Origin of the sequence: Acinetobacter sp. YH12156 (assembly GCF_013418235.1) — a bacterium.
Lineage (GTDB): Bacteria > Pseudomonadota > Gammaproteobacteria > Pseudomonadales > Moraxellaceae > Acinetobacter > Acinetobacter pseudolwoffii.
Genome location: NZ_VPCL01000022.1, coordinates 1 through 10,340, shown reverse-complemented (window position 1 = coordinate 10,340; position 10,340 = coordinate 1). Strand labels below are relative to the sequence as shown.

The 10,340-nt window shown below is 35.9% G+C and carries 14 protein-coding genes; 12 read left to right on the top strand and 2 right to left on the bottom strand.

The annotated features are described in order from the left end of the window. Together FTU87_RS14600 and FTU87_RS14595 are read left to right on the top strand one after the other, a co-directional pair. Window positions 1-875 (top strand): factor H binding family protein (locus FTU87_RS14600; RefSeq protein ID WP_218944883.1); only part of this gene is annotated, 875 nt, incomplete at its 5' end. An 89-nt stretch (window positions 876-964) separates the two neighbouring features. Next, the gene (locus FTU87_RS14595) at window positions 965-2,365 is read left to right on the top strand and encodes a surface lipoprotein assembly modifier (RefSeq protein ID WP_164543325.1); all 1,401 of its coding nucleotides are present in this window, start codon (window positions 965-967) and stop codon (window positions 2,363-2,365) included. 77 nt (window positions 2,366-2,442) lie between these two features. Here FTU87_RS14595 and FTU87_RS14590 read toward each other — a convergent pair whose 3' ends face one another. Both FTU87_RS14590 and FTU87_RS14585 read right to left on the bottom strand, forming a co-directional pair. Then, complete coding sequence (locus FTU87_RS14590; RefSeq protein ID WP_071852033.1) at window positions 2,443-2,727, bottom strand: hypothetical protein; 285 nt, start codon at window positions 2,725-2,727, stop codon at window positions 2,443-2,445. Between the two features lie 60 nt (window positions 2,728-2,787). Then, window positions 2,788-3,057 carry a mobilization protein gene (locus FTU87_RS14585; protein ID WP_071852039.1) on the bottom strand — a complete coding sequence of 90 codons (270 nt, stop codon included), beginning with the start codon at window positions 3,055-3,057 and terminating at the stop codon, window positions 2,788-2,790. Between the two features lie 209 nt (window positions 3,058-3,266). On the opposite strand from FTU87_RS14585, the gene mobQ reads away from it, so the two are divergent. The 10 genes from mobQ to FTU87_RS14535 all read left to right on the top strand — a co-directional run. Beyond that, entirely contained in the window at window positions 3,267-4,703 is a 1,437-nt protein-coding gene (gene mobQ / locus FTU87_RS14580; RefSeq protein ID WP_004282071.1) for a MobQ family relaxase, read from the top strand. Window positions 4,704-5,230: 527 nt separating this feature from the next. Continuing rightward, complete coding sequence (repM, locus tag FTU87_RS14575) at window positions 5,231-6,124, top strand: replication initiation protein RepM (RefSeq protein WP_004282070.1); 894 nt, start codon at window positions 5,231-5,233, stop codon at window positions 6,122-6,124. Between the two features lie 63 nt (window positions 6,125-6,187). After that, window positions 6,188-6,751, top strand: coding sequence for a plasmid replication DNA-binding protein (locus FTU87_RS14570; protein WP_004282068.1), 564 nt, complete (start codon window positions 6,188-6,190; stop codon window positions 6,749-6,751). Between the two features lie 290 nt (window positions 6,752-7,041). Beyond that, complete coding sequence (locus FTU87_RS14565) at window positions 7,042-7,518, top strand: hypothetical protein (protein ID WP_064095441.1); 477 nt, start codon at window positions 7,042-7,044, stop codon at window positions 7,516-7,518. Between the two features lie 179 nt (window positions 7,519-7,697). Continuing rightward, window positions 7,698-8,069: a rod shape-determining protein gene (locus tag FTU87_RS14560; RefSeq protein WP_032029059.1), complete on the top strand. Its 372-nt coding sequence runs from the start codon at window positions 7,698-7,700 to the stop codon at window positions 8,067-8,069. Between the two features lie 178 nt (window positions 8,070-8,247). Further along, window positions 8,248-8,523: a hypothetical protein gene (locus FTU87_RS14555; protein ID WP_180050501.1), complete on the top strand. Its 276-nt coding sequence runs from the start codon at window positions 8,248-8,250 to the stop codon at window positions 8,521-8,523. Next, window positions 8,523-8,756, top strand: coding sequence for a hypothetical protein (locus FTU87_RS14550; RefSeq protein ID WP_180018776.1), 234 nt, complete (start codon window positions 8,523-8,525; stop codon window positions 8,754-8,756). Before FTU87_RS14555 ends, FTU87_RS14550 begins: the two co-directional genes overlap by 1 nt. Window positions 8,757-8,985: 229 nt before the next feature. After that, window positions 8,986-9,273, top strand: a complete 288-nt coding sequence (locus FTU87_RS14545) for a BrnT family toxin (protein ID WP_005254577.1) — start codon at window positions 8,986-8,988, stop codon at window positions 9,271-9,273. Further along, window positions 9,260-9,574 (top strand): BrnA antitoxin family protein, encoded by a 315-nt coding sequence (locus FTU87_RS14540; RefSeq protein ID WP_005254584.1) that lies wholly within the window; start codon window positions 9,260-9,262, stop codon window positions 9,572-9,574. The genes FTU87_RS14545 and FTU87_RS14540 overlap by 14 nt, the downstream gene beginning before the upstream one ends. A 303-nt stretch (window positions 9,575-9,877) precedes the next feature. Then, window positions 9,878-10,340, top strand: a 463-nt coding sequence (locus tag FTU87_RS14535; protein ID WP_180097720.1) for a histone H1-like repetitive region-containing protein, incomplete at its 3' end; no start/stop codon positions are given.

Below are 10,340 nucleotides of genomic sequence, written 5' to 3'. Positions count from 1 at the left end.
CTGCTGCTGAGAAGGCTGCTGCTGAGAAGGCTGCTGCTGAGAAGGCTGCTGCTGAGAAGGCTGCTGCTGAGAAGGCTGCTGCTGAGAAGGCTGCTGCTGAGAAGGCTGCTGCTGAGAAGGCTGCTGCAATCGAAGCTAATCGTCTAGTTCTTTTAAATAATGCCAAAAAAGCAGGTTTAAATAATCAGCAAGCTACTGCTTATGCAGAAGAAAATAAAGAATCTGATGCCGTTACAGCTAAAACAGCTTTAGATACTCTTATTATTAATATTGAAAAAGCTGAAATTTCTGCTGCTAAAGATATTTCTGATTCTTTATATCCAGTTGAAAAAATTACTCGCTCAGAGAGTCAAGTTAGCTCATCTTCTTCGAAATCAATTGTAAACGGTATCTATCAGTCAGTTACTGAAATAGGTTATCGTGGCTCAGCAATTTATAATCAACCTTATTCAGTTGTACTAGGTAATTATACAAAAAATGATAGAACTGTTAATAACTATCAATCTGTAACAACTAATCTAGCCATTGATATTAAAGGCTTAAAAACTCAAGAGTCTGCTATTCCAAATATAGGTACAGCAACTTACGTTGGTAAAGCTTTTGATATTACTAACAATGGCATTCTTAATTATGATATCAACTTTACTAATCGCTTAGGCTCAGGATCAATCACTGGCTTAGGTAATACTATTAGCCTAGAACAAGGTTCTATTTCTGGAACTGGAATCACTTCAACAGCTAAACAATTAACAAATACTGGTACATATTCATTAGACTTTTATGGCAAAAAAGCTGAAGAAATCGCTGGTAAAGTCATTTTTAATGGTAAAGATACCGTTGGCTTTGGCGGTACACGTGGTGAAATTACTAAATAAAATCTTATTTTAGTCCCCACTTATCTATAGACCGTCTGAAATTAAATATAATTTCAGACGGTTTTTGTCATTCTATTGGTAGCCATTTGATGAATATCAAATATGTAGTAATTCTTTCAGTAACATTCTCTAGCACTGCATTTTCTCAAGAATTACCACCAGCTCAAACAGTATTTTTTGAGCAAGATTCATTTATTCAACCTGAATTATTACTTAAAAAAACAGTAGATAAAGATTTAAAGCTTTCTACACTACCTCCAAACTCAAGTTTAGAAGATTATATTAATCAAGCCATTATTGATAAAGACTGGAAAGAACTTGAGAAACTACTAGATAAATACAGAAAAACTGATAATTACGATCACATTTTATACGAGTATGGCTTAGGTGCTTTATATCGTTTTCAAGGAAAGCAAAAGAAAGCCATAGAAATGTACAAAGCGATTATTATAAAGAATCCAAATTTATATTATCCCCGTTTTGATCTAGCCATGATGTTATTTGAAAATAAACAATATACTGAAGCTAAAAATGAATTTAGAGCAATAAGACCTTTTCTTCCTACTCAGATCCAAGCATTAATAGATCAACTATTGAGTACTATGGAAGAATCTCAAGGATGGCAACCAAACGTAAATTTTAATTTCGAAAAAACAAATAACGTTAATCAATCATCTAATATAAAAGAGATTTCTATTGGAGATGCAACTTTCATACGTGATGAAGAATCACTACCACAAAAGGCAGAAGGCATCGGTTATACGCTGAATGCATCACGTGACCAAAATATGATGAGCAATCATTATGTATATTTTAATGCAACATTAAACGGCATTCATTATTGGGATAATACAGAATTTAGTGAGCAGACTTTACGTATCGATACTGGTTACAAGTATAAAGATCTTAAGCAGTCCTTCGGCATAATTCCATTTATTGGGCAAAATATACTAGGTGATAGTCGTTATAGTCACAACTATGGTGCAGGATTAGAATATAACCGATTATTATCAAATCATTGGCAAGTTTCTGCGAATACAACTCATATCCAAAAACGATATCAAGATTCGGATCTTGCACAATATTATAATGGTCATGCTAATAGTCAGGCAGCATTGATTCTGTACCAACCGAAATCCAAATTACTCATATATAGTGGCTTAGACTGGATGCAAGATCGCTTAACAGACGAAGCAGAATCATCTAATAAAAAAGGTATACGAAGCGGTTTTTTATACTTTGGGGACTCATTGGGTATTAGTGGCAACATACGTTATTCTAAGCGTAATTTTTTAGCAGATAATATTTGGTATGGTATTCAACGCAAAGACAATGAATATGAATTTGGTTTAGCTACTTGGCGCAAGCAATGGCAGTGGAAAGGTTTTACTCCCAAGTTAAATTATAGATATCAAAAAATTGACAGCAATTTACCACTTTATGAGCGTAATAACGGCACATGGTTTATGACAATAGATAAAAAAATTTAAGAACGAAGGCTCTCACTCTCAGTTAGAGCCTTTTTATTATTTAACATAAAATCTCTTATGCGAAACTTAAAATGGAATCAGCAATTTTCTTTAAATCTTGATAAAAAAGTATAGAAATTGATTCTATAAGCTAGAAAATTTTCTCTGCAAACCTTTTCTAACTGTCGTTTAAAAATCTTTTTATAACCAACGATATTGCATGTTACTCCAGCAGCTATAGCAATCCATTGAGATACATTTTCAGGAAGAAAAATATTGGCTGATCTAAAAACTATAATCTCAGCAATTTCAAAAAATGCGTATCCGAGGAGGGCAACTATTACAGCCATAATTACATGCCAAATGATAAAATTTATTTTCATATAGCTTCCCTCCCAGTATTAAAAATTAGGATACAAATTTCTCTTTTAATTAGCAACTTATTACTTTAGTCCAAATAAATTTCGATCTCTTTCATCCGTCAAATATCGGTCCATCTGAGCGATCAATTTAGCCCGTGCCTGTTCATCTTCTTCAGTAATTTTCAGCATACAGGATCCAATTAAAATCTTACGTCTAGTATCATCCTTTCGAGCCTGTTCTTTCTCTTTAGCACGTTCTCTTGCCAGTGCTGCTTGTCTTTGAGCCTTTAACTGCTTTAGCTTTTCTTCCTGTGCCTTGATTTTGCTGTCTAGTGTTTCAGTAACGCTCATTAATTAAATACCATCATCTTAGGAAACCATCCCTAACATAAGCGCACTTGAATATGCATTCAAGGTGCTATATGTATAGTAATGTTTTCCTCGAAGAGCGCACTTATGCAAACTTCGTTTGCAAGTCCGATTGGGGTCTCCCCAATACCCCGACAACCGTAGACACGGTTGTATTTCACTACGTGAAAATTTAAAAGCGAAAAATAGGCATGGCGATTTACCACTTTTCAGTCAAAACCGTAGCACGATCAGCAGGACGTTCCGCCACTGCTGCAATCGCCTATCGGGCTGGTGAAAAGATCTATTGTGAACGTGAAGGCCGAGAACATGACTACAGCCGAAAAACTGGTGTGGAATACAAAGAGATTTATTTACCCAAAGACGCACCAGAACATTTAAAAAACCGGGAAAGACTCTGGAACGAAGTTGAACAGCGCGAAACCCGAAAAAACTCGACAGTTGCCCGGGAATTTGAAATCGCTTTTCCAAGTGAATTAAATCAGGAACAACGCCTGGCCATGCTCGAAGAACTATGCGCCAGTATCGTGGACAGACATCAGGTGGCCGTTGATGCCTGTATCCATGCCCCGCATACCGGATCCGGCAGTGATGAACGCAATTATCACGCCCATATCCTGATGAGCACACGCAAGCTCATTCCCGAAGGTTTTACCGAGAAAACCCGGGAACTGGATCAGAAACACAGTGGAGAAATCGAACACTGGCGCAAACACTTTGCCGATATCTGCAATATGCACCTGGACATGGCCGGATACACCGCCCGAGTCGACCACCGCAGCTACAAGGACCAGGAGAATGGTCTGGAAGCCACCCTGCACGAAGGGCCTAAAGTCACCGAACTGCGCCGAAAAGGGATTGAGACCGAAATCAGCCGAAGCAATGATGAAATCAAACAGAGAAATCAGGCACAGCTGCAATACGGCAAAAATATGGATCTGCTGATTGCTGAAAATGAGATCAAACTCAGCACACTGAAAACTGAACAGCAGATCCAAATCAAAAATAGCGCTAAAACGCCACCAATTGACGAAAAAGCCCTATTTGAGGAAAAACAGAGGGAAACCCTTGGCAAAGTGCTAAATCGCGAAATCAGCGCAAAAGACGCGAATCTAGACCTAGAATTTATGCAGGATGTTTTTAAAAAGGCCGAAAACACCTTCGGCAAGATGCAAAAACATGAAAACGAGTTCAATCAGCAGCTCGCCCAGGACATCGTGAAGAGCCGACTCAAGCAAAGTTATGACAAATTACAAAGCCTGGTCGATCAACACAACGAATTAACCCAGAACAAACCCTTACTGTTTGGAAAAAAAGCCTGGGAAGCCCAACGTGACGAGATTTATCAGGAACACAAAAAGCTAAAAGGTCAGCATGAACACCAGAAAAAACATGGTGTGAAGGATTTATTGGAAAATGAAAAGTTCAAAGAACATGCCTGGAAGCAGTACCAACAACAACATCCGGCCAAAGCCAAGCAATACCAAACTCTATACTCAACCTATCAAGTTATTAAGAAATGTGTGAATGAGATCAAAGCAGAACAACAAATGAAACTCAGACAAGAACAACAGCTCAAAGCACAGCAACATGCGCCTAAAATGAAATCTCGTGGCATGAGTCGATAAACAGAGCGAGTGTCTACGAGCGAACTGAGAAAATTTGCCCTTTCCTTTCCCTGATTACAAGCTCCCTATCCATCAATCACCTGCATATCAGAGCATCCCGAATGGGTGCGAACTTTCCAAGTTTGATCCCCAAACCGAGAGTAGCGAGAAAAAAAGCTCATGAGCGAAGCGAATTCCGAGTTGCTTTTGATCTTGCTTTTGCTTTTCCTCAAATTCACGAAAATATGAACCAAAAATTGCCCCGACGAATCGAGCGAAAGCGAGATTCAATAGAGTTTGAGCGAAGCGAAAACCAAGGGCAATTTTTCAAATTTCCTTTTTTAATTATTTTTAAATATTTTAAATCTTTTCAGCCCTCTGTATGCCTTTAGTAGCAATGGTTTCAGCATTTAAATATGACGGATTGACTACTAACTATGACGGATTGACTACTAACTATGACGGATTGACTACTTAACTATGACGGATTGACTACTAACTATGACAAGTATATATTTGTCATATATTAAAAATTAAATGGTTTTATTTTGGATAAGAATCAAGTTGTAAAATCAAATCAAGTTATAGAAGCTTCATATCAATTAAGTGCCGTAGAGCAACGTATTGTCTTAGCAGCTATTTCACGTATTCCAAAGAATCAACCCATCACAGATGATGAGTTATACCCAGTGAGTGTTAATGAATTACAGCTCCTAGGAGTACACGAGAAAACAGCCTATAGAGATTTAAAAGAAGGGATTAATAGACTTTATGAAAGGTCTATCAAACTCTCTGTGGACGATAAATCTATCAAAATGAGATGGGTACAAGAGGTTCAGTTTTTAGATAGTCAAAGTGTCATTGGTATTCGCTTTTCAAAACCAATTTTGCCTTTTATATCCAACCTAAGTAGAGAATTTACGAAATATGCTCTATCTGATATCGCAGGTATCAACAGTGGTTACGGTATCCGTATCTATGAGTTACTGGTGCAATACAGACAAATAGGTAAGCGTGAAATCTCTGTTGATAATCTACGAACCATGCTGGAACTAGGTAAAAAGTATCCATTATTTGCTGATTTTAAAAAAAGGGTAATTGATACTGCTGTAGATCAAATAAATGAATACAGCCCTTTACGTGTGACGTATGAGCAGAAAAAAACAGGTCGTAAGGTTACTCACATTACTTTTTCTTTTAAAGAAAAAACAAAAAGTATTGGTCAGGAAAGTACAGACATACCGAAAGAGTTCTATAAGTTAACAGATGCTCAGATAAACATGTTTGGTAATCAACTATCGCGTCTACATGAACTTTCTCATCTAGCATGTGAGGGTGAGAGCTATGAAATATTAGCTTCAAAAATCAAGGAAAAACTTAGAGATCCAAAACAACAGAAGCAGTTTTTACCTTACTTACGGAACTTGGGCTTCAAACCTTGAGTGTATTGAAGAATACACTTATTGTATTCTTCAATACGTATCTTAAATACACAGTAATACACTATGAAAACAAGTACAAAATACAGTGTTAGTGATGCTGCCACACTGTATAAAAAATCTAGAGCGACACTTTATAAAGATATAAAAAATGGGGTATTAAGCCGTGATCATGATGGTTTAATAGACTTTTCAGAATTATTGCGTGTATATGGTGAACCGTTTTATGGAAAACAATCAAAACGTATTGATACGTCTCTAATACAGAATCTGGATACACCCGAATACACTGATAAAACAGTAGTAGATTTAAAAAATCAGATCGACTTTTTAAAGAAACAATTAGAAAAAGCAGAAGATAGAGAGGCTAAAGCTAATGCTCGTATCGATACGCTTCTTACACTAATTGAAATGAAGCCACCTAAAGCTAGTAGTGAACCTAATAAAGAGAATATTGAAAGTAATATTTCGCCAAACCCAACTGATATGGCAACAAATATTCAGTTAAAGCAGGTTAAAGAGGACGGATTGACTACTCCAGAGAACAAACGTATCCCTGTTCCAGAACATGTTGAGCCTGAACCTAAAAAGAGGGGCTTCCTGAGCCGTTTTTTCCTTCCTTATGGTTAGCCAGGACTCCAATTTTTTGATGAGCCAATTTCAGTGCAAGCACATGAAATAATGATTCCTCAAAAAACCGGACGATGTTTATTAAAACTAATCAAAACCGTGGAACATTGATTAAAGATTAAGCGTGGAACGGTAGTATTCAACAAAAAAGCCGAACTCAGCTAAGTTCGGCTTTATGGTATCAGTTAAAGCATTGAATTATATAAAATAAAGTGAAGCATTTCGTATAAGGTGTATTATGTTAATTTTAGAAAGTCTTAAAAATTACAATTTTTTTGGATATTCTTTCAATGATTTTATATATATACAGCTATGTAGTTAGAAATCCTTTCCATAGTGAAACTAGAATTGATTTAAGAAAGATTAGTTGGGAAGAACTATCTATCTTAATTAATAAAGTTTTTTTTCACGGAGGGGAGATAAATATTACTAAAGCCGGTACACAGTATAATGAAGAGTATTCAACTCTTACTTATAGTGATTTAGATAGTTATAGCCTGGTCTGTGATGAAAGATATGGATATCTACTTGGATGTAGTATTTTTGAGAATGATGAATATCCAGAAGGGAGCTACCTTCGTTTAGTAAATAAAAATGAAATACTATCTGAGAAAATATATACCTTTGCACCTTTTGATGATGAGTGGAGTGCACGATATGTTAATCAGGACATAGAAATTGCTTTAAAAATATTTAAAGAAATTTACAATCATGGGTATCTCTCAACTGAATCTAAGCAACTATTTAAAGATAATTTAAGTTCTTAGCATAAGGCTGCTTATGCTAAATTTTAAAAAAATATAGTAAAAATAGCAGCTTAAATTTAAATTTTTTGACTTCGCATAAGGTGTATTATGTTAATTTTAGAAGAAATTAAGAATTATCCAATTGAAATTAAAAAAAATATATATTTATAATTAAATGAACATCCAAGTTAAGAACTAAAATGATAAGAGACGATTTAAAAAAATATCCTAAAGCGATATGGGTACATTTTTATAAAAACCGTATAAGTTTGATGGCAGAGAATGGCATAGCCAAAGCAACTGAAATTCCTAAATCACCTTATGATCACCCAAGAATGATTTTGGCAGATTTTGAAAGCGCTACAACAACATTAAAAGCTTTAATGAGACACCATTCTAACGGTTTATCTTTTTTCAAGTTTACAGCTCCTATTACTATTGTCCAAATAATGGAGCCGATACAAGGTAGTTTAACTAAGATTGAAATACGAGCTTTTAAGGAGTTATTTTTTAATGCTGGTGCAAGAGAAGTAAAGCTATATGACCTTGATGGAAATTCTATTGAAGAATAATTTTACAAGCCCTATTTAACATAATGGTTGTTATACGCAATGAAAAAACCTGGGCACCAACCCAGGTCTAAAATTTAAAAAACAGATAAATATCAGTGCAATAAACTCATTTTTCTAATTTCGCATAACGTGTATTATGTTAATTTTAGAAAAAATAAATAAATTGGATATCTAACATATGTATGATTATTGGTCTTCTACTCCTGAATTTATAAATGAAAAAAATAAAGAATTTATTTTTGTTTGCAATCATGCTTTAGAGGCAGATGAACAAGTAACTATGAGCATCCAATATAACCTTTCGAGAGTTAAATTTACTCGATCACAATTACCATCACACATTTCTAATTGTCGAATTATTTATGATATTAGAGGACAATTGATAGACGTCCATATACAGGAAAAAATAGTTAATCAATTAAGCCTAGTCGCATCTGTGGAGTTTAAAGAATAATGGGGTTACAAGTCATAATCCGTTGCGAGAACGAGAATGAGATAATTGAATCTTTGAAAGGTGTTATTGATTCTTGTGAAGGCTTCTTTATAGATAAAAACTTATTTGGCTTATCAATTCCAACAAATATTCTTGATTTTGTTGGTGAGGATAATATTTGGGCTGCCCTTAAAAATTTTGATGTATATGACCTCTGGGCAGGAAACTGGCATTACAAAAAGCCCCCCATTTAACATAATGGCGGTTATACGAAACGCCTCTTAAAATAATGTTATTTATCAAATAGTTAACTCAATAAATCCCAACCCCCAAAGATCAAAAAACAGACGTTTTAACAACTCGTGTGTTTTTTAAGCAACTTTGTAATCTTTCGCCAATAAATTTGACTAAAAATTACGCATCTCACCTTGAGTTATACAATTTTGTGATACATTCTTGTATATACAAATTTGAATGTTTTTTATGGAACAGTATTTCGAATGGGATGAGGCAAAGAATCGAAAGAATCAGAAAAAACATGATGTCTCTTTCGAAACTGCAAGCCTTGTTTTTGAAGATCCGCTGAGGATCTCAATCCAGGACAGACATACCAATGGTGAAGAACGTTGGCAAACCATTGGAAAAGTAAGAGGCGTACTAATGCTGTTAGTAGCTCACACCATCTTTGATGAAGATGACTGTGAAATCATACGAATCATTAGTGCAAGGCAAGTCACCAAGGCGGAGCGAGATAAATATGAGCACGGTTAGATACTCACGTAAAGAACTGAATGAAAAATTCAGCGACAAGCAAGATGCTGAAATTGAACGCTTGCTTGCTAAAGGGACGGGTCCTGATGATCAGCTAGATCTATCAGATATTCCTGAAATTACAGACTGGAGCAATGCTGTACGCCATAATCAATTCTATCGCCCAGTGAAGCAACAGACTTCCATCCGTTTAGATGCTGATGTACTTGCATGGTTTAAAGCTCAAGGCAAAGGCTATCAAACACGAATGAATGAAATTCTGCGTGAAGCAATGTTAGAAGATTTAAAAAATCATCGATAAAAATGGGAGCTTAGGCTCCAATTTTTTAATTTTAATAACATATATTAATTTTTTGGTTCTTAGTGAAATTTAACCATCGGTATAAAAACTCGTGTTAAACCTGATTTATCATGTATTCATTAATATCAAAAATATTGATAATTTATTATATAAAATTAAATACTTATAAAAAAAAAGTTTTTTTTAAAAATACTCATTTTTTTAGTTAGATATTTACTATAATAAGTTGAAACGTAATGTAATACAAATAAACATTAATTACACATTAAATCCATAATGTAATTTAGGGTATCTATGCAATCAATGAATTTAACAAAGCTAAGTGCTGCTATTATTTTGGCACTAAGTACTGCTGCTTGTAGTAGTGGTGGAAGTCATTCAACAACATCTACTTCTCCAGTAATTACTGAACAGACTGCCGCTGAGAAGGCTGCTGCTGAGAAAGCTGCTGCAGAGAAGGCTGCTGCAGAGAAGGCTGCTGCTGAGAAGGCTGCTGCCGAGAAGGCTGCTGCCGAGAAGGCTGCTGCCGAGAAGGCTGCTGCCGAGAAGGCTGCTGCCGAGAAGGCTGCTGCTGAGAAAGCTGCTGCTGAGAAAGCTGCTGCTGAGAAGGCTGCTGCTGAGAAGGCTGCTGCTGAGAAGGCTGCTGCTGAGAAGGCTGCTGCTGAGAAGGCTGCTGCTGAGAAGGCTGCTGCTGAGAAGGCTGCTGCTGAGAAGGCTGCTGCTGAGAAGGCTGCTGCTGAGAAGGCTGCTGCTGAGAAGGCTGCTG

What these genes read in the sequence shown, in the direction of transcription:
- FTU87_RS14540 (WP_005254584.1), top strand. Translation starts at nt 9,260, where the DNA reads ATGAGCACGGTTAGATACTCACGTAAAGAACTGAATGAAAAATTCAGC.
- FTU87_RS14585 (WP_071852039.1), bottom strand. Translation starts at nt 3,057, where the DNA reads ATGAGCGTTACTGAAACACTAGACAGCAAAATCAAGGCACAGGAAGAA.
- FTU87_RS14595 (WP_164543325.1), top strand. Translation starts at nt 965, where the DNA reads ATGAATATCAAATATGTAGTAATTCTTTCAGTAACATTCTCTAGCACT.
- mobQ (WP_004282071.1), top strand. Translation starts at nt 3,267, where the DNA reads ATGGCGATTTACCACTTTTCAGTCAAAACCGTAGCACGATCAGCAGGA.
- FTU87_RS14550 (WP_180018776.1), top strand. Translation starts at nt 8,523, where the DNA reads ATGGGGTTACAAGTCATAATCCGTTGCGAGAACGAGAATGAGATAATT.
- FTU87_RS14545 (WP_005254577.1), top strand. Translation starts at nt 8,986, where the DNA reads ATGGAACAGTATTTCGAATGGGATGAGGCAAAGAATCGAAAGAATCAG.
- FTU87_RS14560 (WP_032029059.1), top strand. Translation starts at nt 7,698, where the DNA reads ATGATAAGAGACGATTTAAAAAAATATCCTAAAGCGATATGGGTACAT.
- FTU87_RS14555 (WP_180050501.1), top strand. Translation starts at nt 8,248, where the DNA reads ATGTATGATTATTGGTCTTCTACTCCTGAATTTATAAATGAAAAAAAT.
- FTU87_RS14570 (WP_004282068.1), top strand. Translation starts at nt 6,188, where the DNA reads ATGAAAACAAGTACAAAATACAGTGTTAGTGATGCTGCCACACTGTAT.
- FTU87_RS14565 (WP_064095441.1), top strand. Translation starts at nt 7,042, where the DNA reads ATGATTTTATATATATACAGCTATGTAGTTAGAAATCCTTTCCATAGT.
- FTU87_RS14590 (WP_071852033.1), bottom strand. Translation starts at nt 2,727, where the DNA reads ATGAAAATAAATTTTATCATTTGGCATGTAATTATGGCTGTAATAGTT.